The 17,759-nt window shown below is 71.8% G+C and carries 15 protein-coding genes and 1 tRNA gene; 8 read left to right on the top strand and 8 right to left on the bottom strand.

The features are described from left to right. Nucleotides 1-51 precede the first annotated feature (51 nt). Complete coding sequence (locus tag QM517_RS02820) at nt 52-1,614, bottom strand: hypothetical protein (RefSeq protein WP_283285059.1); 1,563 nt, start codon at nt 1,612-1,614, stop codon at nt 52-54. Further along, nucleotides 1,590-3,275, bottom strand: coding sequence for an ABC transporter ATP-binding protein (locus tag QM517_RS02815; RefSeq protein ID WP_283285057.1), 1,686 nt, complete (start codon nt 3,273-3,275; stop codon nt 1,590-1,592). The genes QM517_RS02820 and QM517_RS02815 overlap by 25 nt, the downstream gene beginning before the upstream one ends. 43 nt (nt 3,276-3,318) lie before the next feature. Between QM517_RS02815 and QM517_RS02810 the strand changes: the two genes are divergently transcribed. The 4 genes from QM517_RS02810 to QM517_RS02795 all read left to right on the top strand — a co-directional run bounded on the left by QM517_RS02810 (nt 3,319) and on the right by QM517_RS02795 (nt 7,041). Next, on the top strand, nt 3,319-3,603 hold the full coding sequence (locus tag QM517_RS02810) for a hypothetical protein (RefSeq protein WP_283285056.1): 285 nt from the start codon (nt 3,319-3,321) through the stop codon (nt 3,601-3,603). Between the two features lie 357 nt (nt 3,604-3,960). Beyond that, nucleotides 3,961-4,653, top strand: coding sequence for a phosphocholine cytidylyltransferase family protein (locus QM517_RS02805; RefSeq protein WP_283285054.1), 693 nt, complete (start codon nt 3,961-3,963; stop codon nt 4,651-4,653). Between the two features lie 56 nt (nt 4,654-4,709). Continuing rightward, the gene (locus QM517_RS02800) at nt 4,710-5,636 is read left to right on the top strand and encodes a hypothetical protein (protein ID WP_283285052.1); all 927 of its coding nucleotides are present in this window, start codon (nt 4,710-4,712) and stop codon (nt 5,634-5,636) included. A 70-nt stretch (nt 5,637-5,706) separates the two neighbouring features. Further along, nucleotides 5,707-7,041 (top strand): maltokinase N-terminal cap-like domain-containing protein, encoded by a 1,335-nt coding sequence (locus tag QM517_RS02795; protein WP_283285050.1) that lies wholly within the window; start codon nt 5,707-5,709, stop codon nt 7,039-7,041. Between the two features lie 33 nt (nt 7,042-7,074). On the opposite strand, the gene QM517_RS02790 is transcribed toward QM517_RS02795, so the two are convergent. Beyond that, nucleotides 7,075-8,304: a CDP-glycerol glycerophosphotransferase family protein gene (locus QM517_RS02790; RefSeq protein ID WP_283285048.1), complete on the bottom strand. Its 1,230-nt coding sequence runs from the start codon at nt 8,302-8,304 to the stop codon at nt 7,075-7,077. A gap of 42 nt (nt 8,305-8,346) precedes the next feature. Between QM517_RS02790 and QM517_RS02785 the strand changes: the two genes are divergently transcribed. Further along, nucleotides 8,347-9,432 (top strand): glycosyltransferase family 2 protein, encoded by a 1,086-nt coding sequence (locus QM517_RS02785; RefSeq protein ID WP_303655380.1) that lies wholly within the window; start codon nt 8,347-8,349, stop codon nt 9,430-9,432. Between the two features lie 15 nt (nt 9,433-9,447). Here QM517_RS02785 and QM517_RS02780 read toward each other — a convergent pair whose 3' ends face one another. The 3 genes from QM517_RS02780 to QM517_RS02770 are packed head-to-tail and all read right to left on the bottom strand — an operon-like array spanning nt 9,448 to nt 13,854. Beyond that, nucleotides 9,448-10,905, bottom strand: a complete 1,458-nt coding sequence (locus QM517_RS02780; RefSeq protein WP_283285044.1) for a CDP-glycerol glycerophosphotransferase family protein — start codon at nt 10,903-10,905, stop codon at nt 9,448-9,450. Beyond that, nucleotides 10,902-12,161 (bottom strand): CDP-glycerol glycerophosphotransferase family protein, encoded by a 1,260-nt coding sequence (locus QM517_RS02775; RefSeq protein WP_283285043.1) that lies wholly within the window; start codon nt 12,159-12,161, stop codon nt 10,902-10,904. Before QM517_RS02775 ends, QM517_RS02780 begins: the two co-directional genes overlap by 4 nt. A 40-nt stretch (nt 12,162-12,201) precedes the next feature. Further along, entirely contained in the window at nt 12,202-13,854 is a 1,653-nt protein-coding gene (locus tag QM517_RS02770; protein WP_283285041.1) for a S1C family serine protease, read from the bottom strand. Nucleotides 13,855-14,053: 199 nt separating this feature from the next. On the opposite strand from QM517_RS02770, the gene QM517_RS02765 reads away from it, so the two are divergent. Next, nucleotides 14,054-15,259 carry an aminotransferase class I/II-fold pyridoxal phosphate-dependent enzyme gene (locus QM517_RS02765; RefSeq protein ID WP_283285038.1) on the top strand — a complete coding sequence of 402 codons (1,206 nt, stop codon included), beginning with the start codon at nt 14,054-14,056 and terminating at the stop codon, nt 15,257-15,259. A gap of 9 nt (nt 15,260-15,268) precedes the next feature. Here the strand turns inward: QM517_RS02765 and QM517_RS02760 are convergent, their stop codons facing one another. Beyond that, nucleotides 15,269-16,075, bottom strand: a complete 807-nt coding sequence (locus QM517_RS02760) for a carbon-nitrogen hydrolase family protein (RefSeq protein WP_283285036.1) — start codon at nt 16,073-16,075, stop codon at nt 15,269-15,271. Beyond that, entirely contained in the window at nt 16,072-16,620 is a 549-nt protein-coding gene (locus QM517_RS02755; protein WP_283285033.1) for a DUF6328 family protein, read from the bottom strand. The genes QM517_RS02760 and QM517_RS02755 overlap by 4 nt, the downstream gene beginning before the upstream one ends. Before the next feature lie 84 nt (nt 16,621-16,704). On the opposite strand from QM517_RS02755, the gene QM517_RS02750 reads away from it, so the two are divergent. Beyond that, nucleotides 16,705-16,778 (top strand) — tRNA-Met (locus QM517_RS02750). 349 nt (nt 16,779-17,127) lie between these two features. Beyond that, nucleotides 17,128-17,643, top strand: a complete 516-nt coding sequence (locus tag QM517_RS02745) for a hypothetical protein (protein ID WP_283285030.1) — start codon at nt 17,128-17,130, stop codon at nt 17,641-17,643. Nucleotides 17,644-17,759: the final 116 nt, after the last annotated feature.

Here is a 17,759-nt window from a genome sequence, read left to right as displayed (position 1 = left end):
GCTCGGACGGTTCTCCGCTCCGACCACCGGCGGGGCCGCCGCCGACGGGCGTCAGGTGGCTTCGGCGAACTCCATGAGCCGCGTCCCCCGCCGCTCGAACTGCGCCGCTCCTACCGCGACCCCGACCAGGAGGACGACGACCCCTGCCCCGAGACCGGCCCACAGCGCGGCGAAGGCGTCGGCGGTGTCGGATGCCACGGCCTGCCAGGCGAACCAGATCGCCGGGCTCGCCGCGATCAGGGCGCCGATCATGACGAGCGCCTGAGACGCGACGCCACCGGAGCCCGTGCGCTGCGGCTGCTGGAAGGGGCTGTCGCCGGGACGGGAGACGGCATACGGAGCGACGACCGACGCGATGCTCGACAAGCCCAGCCCCGAGAGGAAGGGGGCCGCGCACACGCCCACGAGCGCGGGAGCGAAGGCCCACCGACCGTGAACCGCGATGGCGAGCGGGATGGCGACGGCCAGAAGCGGGAGCGCGATGAGCACGACCGGCACGAGGCGGCCCAGTCGGTCCGAGAGGCCCCGGACACCGCTCGCGATGTGCATCCAGAGCGCCGTGGAGTCGTACGCCAGATCGTTGTGGGGCAGCCATCCCAGGAACAGGGCGATGATCGGCGCGGGAAGAAGAACGGCGTACTCGACGGGGACGCCGGCGACGATGAGCGGGAGGGTCGTGAGGACCGCGGCGATCGGAACGACCAGGACGTTGACCACGTAACGGCGGTCGCGGAACCAGTACGACAGGCTGCGCGCCGCGACAGCGCCTCCGGGCGTGCCGGGGAGCAGGGCGAACCACCCCAGGCCCGCGCGCTCGCGGACGGTGAAGGGGCGCGGCGTCGTCGTCAGCAGGACGCGGACGAGGACGAACCAGGCGGCGGTCAGAAGGGCGACGGTGGCGAGGGCGACGACGACGCTCGCTGCGGCGGCACCCGCGGTCGGAGCCACAGCGATGTTCCATGCCGCCCCGACGGGTGTCCACCCGAGCACTTCGGCGGCCGAGACGAGCTGCGAGGGAACGGCTCCGCGCCACTCGAGCGAGCCCAGGAAGATGCCCACGGGAACGACCACGACGAGCACGGCGACGAGGTAGACCCCGATCAGCTCGCGCGACTGCCGGGGACGACGCACGAGGGCTCCGAGGGCGAGGCTGACACGGGCGAGCAGGACGCAGGTGGTCACGCCGAGCACGATCGACACGATGCTGCCGCCGACGGGCGCCCCGTGAGCGGTCCACGCCACCGCGAGACTGACGGCCAGGACGACCACGACGACCACGGGGACGCTGAAGAACCCGGCCGCCAGCAGTGCGGCCGCGAGCGGTCGGGGCTCGGGGCCGATCACGGCGAACCGACGCGGGTCGAGAGGGTCGACGGAGGCGGTGACCGGCGGGGCGATCGCGAAGCCCAGGGTGACCGCCGAGCCCGCGAGCACCGTCACCACCGCGGTCGTCAGACGGTCGGAGTCGGCCAGGGCGACGACGTTGACCGCGGCGAAGACGGTGCCGGCGATGAGGACGAACAGACCGACGGCGCGGCGCAGCACATGATCCCGATCGCCCCGGAGGGCGCCGAGCATCATCGCGAGCCTCAGGCGGAGAACGTGTGCAACCACTCGAGCCCCTCCACGTCGCCGAGCCCGCCGGAGAGCTCGAGGAAACGCTGCTCGAGCGTCGACTCGCCGCGCACCTCGTCGACGGTGCCCTCGGCGAGCACCTGCCCCGACACGATGACCGCGACACGCGAACACACGCGCTCCACCAGCTCCATTCCGTGGCTGGAGAGGATCACCGTGCCACCGTGGTCGACGTAGGCGCGCAGGATGTCGAGGATCACCGCACTGGAGACCGGATCGACGGCCTCGAACGGCTCGTCGAGGACGAGCAGGCGCGGCGAATGGATCATCGCCCCGGCCAGCATGACCTTCTTCGTCATGCCCGCCGAGTAATCCGACACCGGTCGACCGAGCGCCTCGACGAGGTCGAAGGCGCGAGCCAGGTCGGCGGCGCGACTCTCGACGACGGGCGACGGCAGACCGCGCAGCGCGCCGTAGTACGACAGCAGCTGGCGGCCGGTGAGACGGTCGAACGTGCGGAGGCGATCCGGGAGGACGCCGATCAGCTTCTTGGCGGCGCGCGACTGGCGTCCCGCGTCGACGCCGTTGATCTCGACCGTTCCGCCGTTCGAGCGGAGGAGACCCGCGATGATCGAGAGCGTCGTCGTCTTCCCCGCCCCGTTCGGTCCGACGAGACCGTAGAACGAGCCGGCCGGGACGGTCAGGTCGACGCCGTCGACCGCCCGCACCTCGCCGAACAGCTTCGTGACGTTGCGCAGACGCAGCGCCGGAACGTCGCTCGCGACGTCGCTTTGGTCCGCGGCGGCCGGGGCGGCCGCGGCACCGGCGACTTCGGCCGCGGACGCGTCCTGCGCCTCCGCCGCTCCCGTCGCGGCGATGTCGGCGTCGGCGTCGGCCGAATCGGTGTCCTGGTCGGTGAACGACGACTCCTCCACCGCGGGGTCGGATGCCGACTCCCCGGGGACGCTCTCGTCGGCGATCTCGGATTCCGGGACCGCAGAGTCACTTTCGGCGGATTCGTCGACAGTCAGCGGCTCCGCGGCGGCCGGCTCCTCGGCGGCGGAATGCTCCACGGCAGGCTCTTCGGCCGCCGGCTCCTCGACAAGCACCGGCTCGTCGACCACCGTCTCCTCGACCACCGACTCTTCGACCGCCGCTTCTTCGGCAGCCGCAGGCGACGCGTCCGCCGGCGTCTCCACGGACACCGGCTCCGCGACCGTCACCGGCTCCTCAGACATCGGCTCCGCGGCGTCCGCCGTCTCGTCCTCGGCCACCGGCTCGTCGGCCACCGGCTCGTCGGCCGCGGGCTCCTCGACCGTCACCGGCTCCTCGACGACGGCCCCAACCGGGGTCGCATTCTCATCCGAAGGGATGAGGGCCGGGGAGGAGGATGCCTCGACCGTCGGGTCCTCGCCCCCCGCAGGCTCCGCGTCCACCGGCGCTTCGACAGCCATCGGTTCCTCGGACACCGGCTCGGCGACAGCCACCGGCCCCTCGACGACCGCCGACTTATCCACCGGCTCCTCGACGACCACCGGCTCTTCGACCGGCAGCTCGTCGACCACCTTCGGCTCCTCGACGGCCACGTCCGCCGGGGTGGGATCGTCGACGGACAGTGAACCACCCACGGGCGGCAACGGCGGCCTCGGCGGCACGACCAGATCGGCGGGCAACGGCGGCGGCGGACCGGGATCGACCACCGGACGCGCCTCGTCCGGAACCGCCGACGGGGCGGTCCGCGGGGTGGCCGGCTTCTTCGCGGCGGCGGATGCGCGCGGCGTGGTCGGCTTCTTCGCGGCCGGCGTGCGCGGCGTCGCCGGCTTCTTCGCCGCGGACGTGCGCGGCGTCGCCGGTTTCTCGGCCGCGGATGCGCGCGGCGTGGCCGGCTTCTTCGCGGCCGGCGTGCGCGGCGTCGCCGGCTTCTTGGCAGCGGGCGTGCGCGGGCTGCGCGGCGCGGCCCCGGTGGAGGCGTTGCGTGCCGACGAAGTTCGCGGCGTCGACTTCTTCACCTCCGGCGTGTCGCCCTGATCGGCGGCATCCGATTCGCCCGTCGTGCGAGGCGACGACGATGCGGTGCGACGGGGCGTCCGAGGACCCGGCGGGGGCGTGGGAGAGGCGTCGACGCTCGCCGCATCGTCCTCCGACCCAGCGGAGGCGGACTCAGGGGGCTGCGGCAGCGACGCTGTCATCGTTCCAAACTATCAACCCCCTCCGACACCCACCCCGGCGGGTGACACGCGGCGTCCGAGACGGTAGGCATCACGAAAGGACAACGACCACGGCGAATTCTGCACCTTCCCAGAGCGTTTGACTAGCATGAATTCGACACGAAGGCGTGACATTCCGGTGAACCGGAAATGACAACTCATCCCCCAGGAGCCTGCCTTGACCCTTCAGATCGTCATTCTCGCCGCGGGCATGGGCTCGCGATTGGGGAGAAGTCTGCCCAAACCGCTGACCGTGCTCGCTGACGGGCGCAGCATCATGCAGCAGCAGCACGACAACATCCGCGCGGCGTTGGGCCGCACGGCCCGCATCACCACCGTCGTCGGCTACCGGGCGGAGACCGTCGTCGACGCGTTCCCGCGTGTGGATTACGTCTACAACGACCGCTACGACCAGACGAACACCTCCAAGAGTCTGCTGCGCGCCCTCTCGGCGACCGGCCGCGACGGAGTGCTGTGGATGAACGGCGACGTCGTGTTCGATCCCGACGTGCTCGGCCGCGCCCTCGAGCTGATCGAGGGCGACCGGTCCTTCGTCACGGTCAACACCGCCAAGGTCAGCGACGAAGAGGTGAAGTACACGGTGGATGCCGAGGGCTTCGTCGCGGAGCTCTCCAAGACCGTCCGTGGCGGCCTGGGGGAAGCCGTGGGCATCAACTACGTCGCCGCCCGCGACAAGAAGACACTCCAGCGCCACCTGCAGCGCGTCGACGACCAGGACTACTTCGAACGCGGTATCGAATTGGCCATCGCCCAGGACGGGATGCGCGTCGAGCCTCTCGACATCTCCGACCTCTACGCCGTCGAGGTCGACTTCGCGGAAGACCTGGAGCGCGCGAACCTCTTCGTCTGATCTCCGACGCGCGTCAAGGCCCGGACGACATCGCCCCACGGGGGCAGGATGGAATCATGGCTGAGAAGGTGCATCGCATCCATTCCCTGCCCGACGACGCGCCGTGGAAGGGCGGGCTGCCGCCGGCGGGGTCGGAGGAGCATCCCCGCACGATCCGCATGCTCGACCGCGTGCTGTCCGTGCAGCGTCCCGCGGTGCTGGCCCACCTGCGGAGCATCCGACTGCGGCATCCGGATGCCTCCCCGCAGGAGATCCTCCGGATCCTCGAGCGGCGTTACCTCGCGGCCGTGACCACGGGCGGCGCGGCCGTCGGCGCGACCGCCGTCGTGCCGGGCATCGGGACCGGTGTCACCCTGGCGCTGAGCGGCGTGGAGACGGTCGGCTTCCTGGAGGCCACGGCGCTGTTCGCGCAATCGGTCGCCGAGGTGCACGGGGTCGCGATCGAGGACCCCGATCGTGCCCGCGCCCTCGTCCTGACCCTGATGCTCGGCAAGGAGGGGACGGACCTCGTCGCCCAGCTGGCGTCGCAGGCCGCCGGACGCGGGACCACCCGCGCCGGCTACTGGGGGGAACTCGTCACGAAGACGCTCCCCCGCGCGGCCGTCGGACCCCTGGTCGACCGCCTGAAGACCACGTTCGTCCGTCAGTTCGCGGCCCGGGGCGGCGCCTCGTGGCTCGGCAAGGCGCTCCCGTTCGGCGTCGGGGCCGTCGTGGGCGGGGCCGGGAACAACATCCTCGGCCGTCGCGTGCTCGTGACGTCGCGGCGGGCCTTCGGGGCGCCTCCGCTGATCCTCCCCCACGACCTGGAACCGCGACCCGGAGCCGACAGACTCGAGCGCCGAGCGGTGGGCGGCGTGCAGCGCGTCGGCGGCGCCATCGCCGGAGCCGTCGGCTCCGCGGGCCGGCGGACGGGGTCCGTCGCGCGGAAGGCACTGCCGCGCCGCAAGGACCGCGACGACGCGGCGTCGTCCGACGCGCCCTGACGCCTTGTCATCGACGCGGCCCGCGCGCAAGACCCGAGCGCTCGACACCCGATCGCGTTAGCCTCGCCGCATGGGTGACCTCCTCGATCTCCTGACCGTGTGGATGCCGCGACAGCGGTGGTACGGCACGAAGGGTCGCGATCCGCGACTGACCCTCGTCGCCGATGAGGAGCTCGTCATCCCCGGCACGCGGGTGCTTCTCGTCCGAGACGAGGCGGTGACCCCCGCATCCGTCTACCAGGTGCCGGTGTCGCAGCGCGACCCGGACGCCGTGCTCCCCGGGAGTCTCATCGGCCCTGCGGGCGACGGGCGGGTGTGGGCGGATGCCGTCACCGACCCCGCGTTCACCGACCTGTTGTTCCATCTCGTCACCGAGGGCGGTGCGGGGGCGACAGGCGACGGCCGGTTCATCGGCATCCCCCTGACGGCACCGCCCGCGACGACCGCGATCGCCGTTCCCGCGCGCGTGCTGAGCGGCGAGCAGTCGAACACCTCGATCATCTTCCGCCCGGAGGGTGCTGCGCCGGTCATCTGCAAGCTGTTCCGTCAGGTCAACGCGGGGGTGAACCCGGACGTCGAACTGCAGTCCGCGCTCGCAGTCGGCGGCGCGACGTTCGTGCCGGCCGCGATCGGCGAGGTCCGGGGCACCTGGACGACGGCGGACGGCGACGAGGCGACCGGGTCGCTCGCCTTCGCGCAGGAGTTCTTCGACGGGGTCGAGGACGCGTGGCGGGTCGCCCTTCTCGCCGCCACCGCCGGAGACGACTTCAGCGCCCCGGCTCGAGCGCTCGGGGCCAGCGTCGCGCGGATGCACGTGGCGTTGGCCGACGCCTTCCCCACCGTGGCACCCGACGCCGAGGTGCGTGCGCGGGTGGCCGCCGCCTGGGAGAGGCGCCTGGCCATCGCGGTGTCCGAGGTGCCCGCGCTCTCGCCCTACGCCGACCGCATCCGGCAGGTGTACGCCGACGCCGTGGCGGCCCCGTGGCCGCCCCTGCAGCGCGTGCACGGCGACCTGCACCTCGGTCAGGTCCTGCATACGCCCGCGAACGGGTGGGTACTGCTCGATTTCGAGGGAGAACCGCTGCGCCCGATCTCGGAGCGCCGCAGCCCCGACCTCGCCGTGCGCGACGTCGCCGGCATGCTGCGCTCGTTCGACTACGTCTCGGGCGCCGTGGCCGACGACGACGGCGCGGCCGTGCGCGCCTGGGTCATCGCGGCGCAGCAGGCGTTCCTGTCCGGCTACGCCGAGACGGTCGGCGCGGGCCAGACGGCCCCCGATGCACTGCTGGCCGCGTTCGAGCTCGACAAGGCCGTGTACGAAGCGATCTACGAGACCCGCAACCGTCCCGACTGGATCGGCATCCCGCTCGCCGCCATCGGGCGACTCGCGCCGCTCACCGCCTGATCACCCGGTGGCCGGAGACCGGCATCGGCGAGGTCACGCGGGGACGCCCGCGTTCCAGCTCTCCCAGCGCTCCATGAGCGTGCGGACCGCCGAGTGGAAGCGTTCGGTCGAGGCCCCGGGAGCCGTGTCGCCGAAGTAGTACCGCACCCAGTGGTCGAGGCGCGCGACGGCGTCGGGGTCGTCCAGCACCCGGTCGGCGCGTGCCACGATGTCGGCCGCGGAGTCGGCATCCAGCCATTCGGCATCCGACAGGTACCCGGTGTCGTCCACGAGGGCCTCCGGGTCGACGGGCCGCGTGACCAGCAGCGGTCTCCCCGCGGCGAGCCGGTCGTACACCATCGCGGAGATGTCGACCACCGCGAGGTCCGCGGCGGCGAGTTGCCACCCGAGATCGGCCCCGGTGTCGTGCACGTGCTGGGCGGTCGGATCGGCGGCATTCGCGGCGCCGAGGGCGGCGACGATCCGATCGTTCGCCGCGCCGTAGGCCGCGTCGACCACGCCGGACCGCGGATGGGGTCGGTAGATCACCCGGTGACGGCCGGTGGCCAGCAGTGCCGTCACCAGCGCCTCGCCGTGCGTGAGGATCGAGCCGTAGTGGGCAGCGGGACGATCCCCCTCCCACGTGGGGGCGTAGAGCACGACGCGGCGACCATCGGGCGTGTAGGGCAGGTCACCGGAGTAGTGATCGGCCTGCGGACGGCCGATCGCGAAGGTCCGGCGGTCGAGGTCGTAGTCCCAGAGCGTCCGGGACAGACGCGCCCGAGCGGCGTCACCGGCGACGAACGCGTAGTCGTACGCGGTGAACTGGTTGGTCGTCATGTACATCTTGTCGGACTCGCCGTGGTTGATGAACACGTGCCAGCGCCGCCCGTATCGGAACATCTGGAAGTTGCGGGTGTTCTGATTGACGTAGAAGACGATCCGCACGTCCTGCTCGTCGAGCACCTGTTCGACGTCGCGCACCGTGGGGGCGTAGGCCACCGGCAGTGCGTCGTCGCGCAGCAGCGCGTCGGCGCCGCGGATCGAGCGGGCGATCACCACGACGGGCCACTCGCGCGCGAGCTCGCGAAGCGGTGCGTACCACTGGCGCATCTGGTACATGTTCACGGGGCCGTCGGCGAAGTAGACCGCGATGCGGAAGCGGTTCTGCGGCAAGGGTCCGCGTTGGGCGAGCGCTCGGCGGAGGTCGGTGCGCGCACGGCGGGTGGCCAGGGCCTTGCGGAGGAGCCCGACGGCGAGCCGGGCGTCGCGGGCGAGGGGCATCCTTCCAGGGTACCGGCCAGGTCGTCGTGGGACGATGGAATGATGCACCTCGCGACCCCCGGCCGCCGAGACGCGCCCGTTCCCCCCGACGACGCCGGCGTGACCTTCGTCATGCCCGTCCTGAACGAAGAGCGGTACCTGCGCCGCGCGGTCGCCTCGACGCTGGCGCAGGACGTGCCGGGCCCGGTCGAACTCGTGCTGGCGCTCGGGCCGTCCACGGATGCCAGCGACGAGATCGCCCGCGAGATCGCCGCCGCGGACTCCCGGGTGGTGCTGGTGAACAACCCCGCCGCCGATATCCCGGTGGGGCTGAACCTCGCGATCGGTCGGAGCCGCTTCGCCACGATCGTGCGGGTGGACGCACACTCCGAGCTGCGGCCCGGATACACGCGACGCGCCTTGACGACGCTCCGGCGCACGCGCGCGGCGAACGTCGGCGGGGTGATGCGGGCGGACGGACGCTCCCCGTTCCAGCGCGCGGTCGCCCGCGCCTACAACTCCCCCGTCGGCCTCGGGGGCGGGGCGTACCACGGAGGCACCGAGGAAGGGCCGGCGGAGTCGGCGTACCTGGGAGTGTTCCGGCGCAGCGTGCTGGAGGAGGTGGGCGGGTTCGACGAGACCCTCCGCCGCGGCGAGGACTGGGAGCTGAACCTGCGCATCCGCCGCGCCGGCTACCGCGTGTGGTTCGATCCGGCGCTGTCGGTGGTCTATTGGCCGCGGGAGAGCTGGACGCGACTGGTGCGGCAATTCCGGGCGACGGGCGCGTGGCGCGGCGAACTCGTACGGCGCTACGGTCGACGCAACTCCCTGCGCTTCTTCGCTCCCCCGGCACTCGTCGGTGCGGCCGCACTGTCGCTCGTCGTCGCCGTCGCGCAGGCTCTCGGGATCGTGCGCTCCCCCGCGGCCCACGCGGTGCATGTGCCCGTCGCCGCGTACGGGGTGCTCGTCGCCGTCGTCGCCCTGGGGCGCGGCGGAGGCCGGGGATGGCGCGATCGCGCCTGGACCGCGGCCGTCCTGCCCTCGATGCACCTGCCCTGGGGAGCCGGGTTCCTCTGGGGTGTCGCGCGCGGAGCCCGCGACACCGTCGACACCTCGCGGCTCGACGGCCGCAACACGCCGCTGCCCTGAGCAGCGGCATCCGCCTCATTCCCGGTCGACGAATCCCTGGTCGAGGAGTCGGGCGACGACCCGCTCCGCCGCCCGACCGTCCTCGCGCGCGACGAACACGCGCTGGAACCGCTCGTAGCGTTCGCGGAAGATCGCCGGGTCGACCTCCGCGATCGCCCGCTCGAGGTCGTCCTGCGACCGCACGACCGGTCCGGGCGCGGCATCCAGCAGATCGAAGTAGAACCCGCGCAGCTCTCCGCGATAGTGCTCGAGGTCGGGCACGAGGAAGTACATCGGTTTGCCGGTGATGGCGAAGTCGAACATCACCGACGAGTAGTCGGTGATGAGGGCGTCGGATGCCGCCAGCAGCCGCGCCGTGTCCGGGTAGCCGGTGACGTCGATGACGCGCGGCCCGCGCGAGTCCTCGCCCGGGTGAAGCGTCCGGGTATGGCCGCGGACGAGCACCACGGCATCCGTGGCCCGTGCCAGGGCGGACGGATCGAGGAAGTCGACGATCGCCTCCCGGTCGTCGCGCCACGTCGGGGCGTAGAGGAGGACGCGCTCGTCCGCCCCAACGCCGAGCGCGCGGCGCGTCGCGGTGCCGTCGTCGGTCTGGAGGACGTCGTTGCGCGGATACCCCTCGATCCACACGGGGCGCCGCAGGAACGCGTACGCACGGGAGAGGAGCCGCGCCGCGTAGGGACTCTGCGCGAGCAGCACGTCCCACCGCCGGCTCTCGCGGAGAACGGCCAGTGTCCTCCGCGGATCGAAGCCGGGGCGGTGGAGCGCGAGGCGCTTCAGGGGTGTGCCGTGCCAGGTCTGCAGCACACGCTGACCGGGCTTGCGGACGAACTTCCGACGCAGCCAGTCGTTGACGACGAGCAGTCGGGACGCCGCCCGGGCACGCCACCATTCGGGGCTGCCCTCCACCACGGCGACGGCCCCCGGGGGAACGTGCACCGACAGGTCGACGACGCTCCAGTAGCGCGTGACGGCGGGGGCCACGCGCGCGAGCTCCCGATCGATGGCGAGCGGGTTGCAGCCGGCGGTGCGCCCGTAGAAGCTCTCGAAGAACACGGCGTTCTCCAGCGGCTGCCGAGAGGTCGCGTACCGCCGTTCGAGCGCGGCCTGCCCTTCGCCGGAGTCGTAGGCGGGGTCGACCGGTGGACCGACACGCAGCCGTCGGCCATCCCACTCCACCCGGAGCCCCGGAAGTTGCGTGAGGGGCAGGGATGCCGCGGGGGGCGCGGCATCCGTCGCCTCCCCCGGTTCGATGCGCAGCCGGTATTCGCCCGTGGGAAGCGGCAGCTCGGGTCCGCCCCACCGCGCCGCGCGGAGGGGGAGCTCGGCCCGCCAAGTCCGTCCGCGTCCGTGCAGGCGCGCGGTGACGCGGGCGCGCGGACCCTCGAGCGTCACGCCCGTCGGCCGCGGTCCCGTTCCGGAGATCTCGAGCACGGCGCGGCCGTCGTCGTGGAGGAAGCGCACGTCGGTCATGGGGTGGTCCTCCTCGGGGGCGCCGCGAAGCGACGAGCGGTCAGTCGGGCGCGGATCGCGCGGTGGACCCGCTCGGCATTGCGCCCGTCGTGGTGAGCGTGCACGCTCGCGCTCAACCGGCGCGAGGCCTCCACGGCGTCGGTCGGATCGTCCAGGATGCCGTCGAGCCGGGCGAGCGCGGCTTCCCACGTTCGCGGGACCTCGTCGCCGGCGACGTCGCGGTATCGGCCATAGACACCTCGGCGCGCGATGTACGCCTCGACGTCGGGGGCGAAGAACACCACCGGGAGCGGAACGAGTCCTGCGTCGAAGGCGAGCGAGGAGAAGTCGGTGACGAGGGCGTCGAAAGCCGGCAGCAGCGGAGTGACGTCGGCGACGCGGTCGCTTCCGAGCATCTCCACGCGCTCGCTCGTGAGGCGGTACTCCCCCGCTCCGAGCGGGTGGGGTCGCACGAACAGCACGGCGTCGTGGTGCGCCAGCACCGCGTCGATGCGGTCCGCGTCGGAGGTCGTGGGGATCGCCGGGTCGACATCGCCGTCGCGCCAGGTCGGGGCGTAGAGCACCAGGCGCCGAGCACCGAGATCGTTGCCCGTCACGGCGGCGAGCGCGTCGCGCGCGGCGCTGCGCCGCTCGTCGGCGGTGCCTCGCGAGAGCACGTCGACCCGCGGCTCGCCGGTCAAGGGCACCCGCGCGTCGTCGAGACCGAAGGCGCTCTCCAGGCGGCCGCGGACGAGATGCGAGGCGGCGGGGAGCAGGGAGATCTGGCGCATGGTGCGCCGGTACAGCACGGCCAGGAGCCGCGTGACGGCGCGAGACCCCGGCAGCAGGGCACTGCGGGTCGTCTCGGGCGAATCCAGACCGATGCGCTTGAGCGGGATCCCATGCCACAGCTGCACGACGAACGCGCCCGCCACCGCGTAGCGGTTGACGTCTCCGAAGCCGTGGGTCACCACGACCACACGCGCTCGGGCCGTCGCCCACAGACCCCGCAGCGAATCGCGCCGGAGGGAAGGGATGCCGAGCCTCTCGGCCTCCTGCATCTGACCCTCGTCGGCGACGAGCCACATCGTCCGCTCGCCCGCGGCATCCGCCACGCGCCACAGGGCCAGGGCGCCGTCGGCCACGCCGATCGCGCAGCCGAACACCCAGCGGTCCCGCGAACGCGGGACCACCGCGGTCAGCAGCCGCCCCGCGAGATACAGCGGAATGCGCCGGAGTTTTCGCGCATTCCCCGCACCGAACGAGAAAGACGCCACCCCGCGAGCCTATCGCGGGGTGGCGTCCGGAACGGCGGGCTCAGCTGGCGGGCATCGAGCCCAGCGTCACCTGAGCGGTGGCCTGCTTGCCGCCGCGGAGGTAGGTCACCGTGGCCTCGGAGCCCGCGGCGAGCGCGCGCACCTGCGCCGTGAGGTCCACGGAGCTGGTGACGGGGATGCCGTTGAACTCGGTGATCACGTCGCCCTTCTGCAGACCACCGGCCTGGGCGGCGCCCCCGGCGGTGACCTCGGCGACGTAGGCGCCGGTGGTCGTCGCGCCCTGGATGGATGCGGCGTCCTGGACGCTCGCGCCGAGCAGGCCGTGGGTCGCCGAGCCGTTGTCGATGATCTCCTGCGAGACGCGCTTGGCGATGTCGGAGGGGATCGAGAATCCGACGCCGATGTTGCCCGACTGACCGCTCGACGACGAGGACGAGCCGGCGCTCGCGATCGCGACGTTGATGCCGATCAGCTTGCCCTCGTCGTCCACGAGCGCGCCGCCGGAGTTGCCGGGGTTGATCGCGGCATCCGTCTGGATGACGGCGATCTTGATCGTCTGGGTCGCCTGCGTGCTCTGCTGGCCCTGACCGAAATCGAAGAAGAACGGGCTCTCTCCGCTGCCCTGGCCGCCCTGGCTGCCCTCGCTCGAGTCGGAGCTGTCGCTCGGCGCCGCGGACGACGCGACCTCGATGGAGCGGTTCAAGGCACTCACGATGCCGGTGGTCACGGTGTTCGCAAGGCCCAGGGGTGCGCCGACCGCGATCGTGTTGTCACCCACGTTGAGCTTCGACGAGTCCGCCCACTCGATCGGGGTCAGGTTCGAGGCGTTCTCGAGCTTGATCACGGCGAGGTCGTAGGTGGGGTCGGTGCCGACGAGCTTCGCGGCGTACACCCGCCCGTCGGACGTGGTGACGGAGAGCGTGGTGTTCCCGCTCTGACCGTCGAGGGTGACGACGTGCGTGTTGGTCAGGACGTAGCCGTCGTCGCTCAGGATGACACCGGATCCGGTGCCCCCCGAGGTCCCCGCGGTCGCGCTGATCGTGACGACGCTCGGCACGACCTTGGCGGCCACGGCGGCCGTGGCGTTGACGTCGCTCGGGTCGTTGACGGTGATCGCCGTGGGCCCCGAGGCCGTCGCACCGTTGGACCCGCCCCACAGGGCCAGACCGGCGTAGGTACCGCCGAGGCCGGCCCCGCCGCCGACGAGCGCCGCGGCGATCAGGAGGGCGGCGATCTTGGTGCCGGAGCTCTTCTTGCGCGGCTTGGCCACCTCGGATTCGGGGAGCGTCAGCGTCGGGTGCGTGCCGTAGGTCCCCGTCGCGGCGGGCCCGAACGCCTGCCCGGCGGGGGTGGTCGCGCCGCTCGGCGCGGAGGCGTACCCGTGGGCGTGCGGCGCCGGGTTCTGCGGGGTTCCGTAGTGCGCCGTCGTCGGCTGGTGCGGCGCGACGGGCTGCGACGCGGTGGGCGCCTGACCGGCGGCGGGGGCCTGCGCGGGCGGCGGCCACGCCGCGGCGGCGTCGGCCGGCGAGCGGGTCGGAACCGGCGGCGCCGCCGGGGTGGACTCCGCGGCGGGTGCGACCGGGGTCGCGTCGGCGGCGGGGGTGGTCTCGTGCGACGCGGGGACCGCGCCCTGCGCGGCGGCGTCGCTGGTGGGGCGGTTGTCCTCGGGACGGTCGTCCGTGGTGTCGCTCATGTGATGCTCCTTCTTCCAGGCGAGATCAACCATGACCCCGGATGCTGTGCGGTTCCTATGACGCGGGTGAGTCCGATCTATCAGAGTCGCAGGAACGGAATGCGAGGTCATGCGGGGTCCTGCGCGGGGGCCGCTCCGCTACGGTGAGAGGGTTTCGGCCCGGCGGTTCCCGCCCCCTCTCCCCGAAGGCATCCGCATCATGCACGACCTCCCCGGCGCCTGGCGCCGCACCGCGCTCGGCGCGGGCCTCATCGCCCCCGACGGCACCTCGGTTCCGACGATCTTCGCCGAGATGACGGCTCTGGCCGCCTCGACCGGTGCCCTCAACCTCGGCCAGGGCTTCCCCGACGAGGACGGACCCGACGTGGTCCTCGAGGCCGCGCGGCGCGCGATCGCGGACGGCGTGAACCAGTACGCGCCCGGCCGAGGCTTTCCCGAGCTGTTGACGGCGATCGCCGAACACCAGCAGCGCTTCTACGGCATCGAGCTCGACCCGTCCCGACAGGTGCTGGTGACGGTGGGAGCCACCGAGGCCCTCTCCTCCACCCTTCTCGCGCTCATCGACGGCCCGGACGACGAGGTCGTCGTCTTCGAGCCGTACTACGACTCCTACGCCGCCTGTGTGGCCCTGGCGGGCGCGCGGCTCGTCCCCGTGCCCCTGCGCTGGCCGGATTTTCAACCCGACCTCGAGGTGCTGGCATCCGCCGTCTCGGACCGGACGCGCGTGATCCTCGTGAACGACCCTCACAATCCGACGGGTTCGGTGTTCTCCCGCGAGGTCCTCGACGAGGTGATCCGTCTCGCGCATCGGCACGACGCGATCATCGTGACCGACGAGGTGTACGAGCACCTGGTCTTCGACGGCCCTCACGTCCCCATCGCCACCCTCCCGGGCGCGGCGGAGCGCACGCTCTCCATCTCGTCGGCGGGCAAGACGTTCTCGCTCACGGGCTGGAAGACCGGATGGGTCACCGGTCCCGCCGAACTCGTGTCCGCGGTGCTGGCCGTGAAGCAGTTCCTCACCTACGTCGGCGGTTCGCCGTTCCAGCCGGCGATCGCGGCGGGCCTGCGGCTTCCCGAGACGTTCTTCGCCGCGGTGGCCGGCGAGATGAAGGCGAAGGCGGATCTCCTGGGCACGGGGCTGCGCGCCGCCGGCTTCGACGTCAGCACTCCCGGGGGTTCGTATTTCACGGTCGTGGATGCCGCTCCCCTCGGCGCCACGGACGCCGATGCGTTCTGCCGCGAGCTGCCCGCGCGGGCGGGCGTCGTCGGCATCCCGCTCACGGCTTTCGCGTCGCCGGACCACCGAGCCGACTACGCGACGCTGGTGCGCTTCGCCGCGTGCAAGCGCGTGGACGTGCTCACCGACGCGGTGGAACGCCTCTCCGCCCTGGCACGGGGCTGACCGCGGGCGTCAGCGCGGGGTGACCCGGAAACGACGCAGTTCGAGCGCCGGGTTCACGCGCCGCACCCGGGCGATCGCGCCGGGATCGATGTGGGCGACGACGACGTCGGTGGCCTTCCCGATCGTGGCGAGCGCGACGCCCTGCGGGTCGATGACCGTCGAGTGACCGACCCCGAGCGGTGGCGGGTGGTCGGCGCCGGCGACGAAGAACGTGTTCTCGATCGCTCGCGCCGTGAGCAGCGTCGTCCAGTGATGCTCCTTCAGCGGGCCGCGCACCCACTCCGCAGGAACGAGCGCCACGTCCACCCCCGCGTCGGCGAGGGTCCTCGCCACCTCGGGGAACCGCAGGTCGTAGCAGGTCATGAGGCCGAAGCGCAGACCGTCCACCTCGAAGGTCTCGGGAGGCGCGATCTCGCCGGGGGCCACCCAGTCCGACTCACGCTGACCGAACGCGTCGTAGAGGTGCAGCTTGCGATACACGGCCCGGATGCCGGCGCCCCCGACGGCCACGACGGCATTGCGCACGCGGCGCCCGTCGTCGGCCCGCTCCACGAGCCCCGCGACGAGCACGACGTCCAACTCGGTGGCGAGGGCCTGGAGTGCGCTCGTGAACGGACCGCCCAGGTCTTCGGCGTTCTCGGAGAGCGACGCGTCGAACGGGTCGACGAAGTAGCTGGAGTACTCGGGGAACACGATCACCCGGGCGCCGCGGGCGGCGGCCGTGCGGGCGAGGTCGCCGATGGCATCCAGGTTGGTCTGCTTCGACGCGGTCGGGGCGAACTGCGCCACCGCCACTCCCACGCTGTCGTGCGTCATCCGCGTCCCTTCCCGTCACCCGACCGGCTCTCACCGCTGACCCGGTTCTCGCCGCTGAGCCGGCGCAGGACCGCCGGACCCACGACCCACAGTACGAGGATCACGACCACGAGCACGACCACGGCGACCACGGCGGCGTCGACACCGACGACCACGTCGAACACGAACGCCACGACGCCTGTCAGGAGCACCGCCACCGCAGTGAGCGCGGCGATGAGGGCGCGATGACCGAACCGGACGACGACGGGCTTCACACCGCGGTGGAAGACCGCGCGGTGCAGCGCGACCGGGGCGAGGGCGAGGATCGCGGTCAGAGCGGAGAGTCCGACGAGCACGAGGTAGCCGGTGCGCTGCGGTCCGCTCAGGTCGACGAAAGCCGGCTGAAATGCCAGTGCCAGGAGGAACCCCGTGAGGATCTGGGTGCCGGTCTGCAGCACCCGGAGTTCCTGCAGGACGTCCGCCCAGTTGCGGTCGGCGCGCTGCGCCGCACTCTCGGGGCGGCCGTCGCGGAGGTCGTCTCGCGGGTCGTCGGTGGGGGTCAGCATCCCCGAATCATGACTCGTCGAGCACGCCCGAATCAACGTCGATTCGACACGACCCGAAACCCGTGCTAGGTTTATCTCTTGTGCCGCGGGGTGGAGCAGCTCGGTAGCTCGCTGGGCTCATAACCCAGAGGTCGCAGGTTCAAATCCTGTCCCCGCAACAAATGAAGGCCCCGGATCCTCGGATCCGGGGCCTTCGGCTTTCCCCCGGCGACGCGACCTCATCTGAAGGCCTCACTCCGAGACGACTCGTCCACAGCTCCCTGCAAGCCCCCGCGACGGAATCCGGCGTCTGATTACGGTGGTTCACATGGGTGGGCAGTATTCGACCGACGTGGCCGTGTTGAGCGGCTGAGATCGTGTCCTTCTCGCCCTGCTTCGTCCTCCCCGAGGGCATGTCTCCCAGCCAGAAGTACTAGCCGTGCGTCATCCACCTCGTTCTCGACATTCGGCTCGTCGTCAATAGATCGAAGAATCGGTGCCGGGCGAAGGGAAAGAAGGATGATCTCGATGAAGCGACGGCACATCACCGCCCTCGCCGTCCTCGGCGCCCTCTCCGCGGTCCTCGCCGGATGCGTCGCGCCGGGTGGTCCCGGAGCCGTGGACACATCCCTGACGCTCGAGGACGCCAAAGCGACCGCGATGCGGATGGAGCGGGAGTTGGCCGCCCTGGTGCCGGCCGATGTCGTGGCCTCCGTCGACCAAGACCAGACGGGTGTTCTGATGTCGTGCAGCGGCGACCGCGCCTATCAATGGACCGGTCAGACCAAGGTCGTGCTCACCGAGGGAGCCACCTACGACGGGGCAGCCGTCACCGAGAACATCGCCCAGACCTACGACGGGAGCGACTCCTACCGGACGAATACGGATCTGACGTCCGACGGGGAGCCGAGGGCTCACGTCATCGGCGAATTCGGGCAGGGGTACCTCGTCGCGCTCTCCGTCGACAAGACCTTCGTGCAGATCCTGTCCTTCTCCCCCTGTTTCGTCCTGCCCGAAGGAATGTGGCCGGGCGACGACTACTGAGCGGCATCGCCCTTCCGATTTCGGCGCCGTTCCGTCAACCCGGCTGTCAGACCGGGTCGAGACCGATTCACTGGAACCATGCTCCGTCACTCACGCGACCCCTCCCCCCGCTCCAC

Source organism: Microbacterium sp. IEGM 1404, from assembly GCF_030056775.1.
GTDB lineage: Bacteria > Actinomycetota > Actinomycetes > Actinomycetales > Microbacteriaceae > Microbacterium.
Note: the sequence above shows the minus strand (reverse complement) of the source record. Positions and strands in the feature narration are given on the sequence as shown.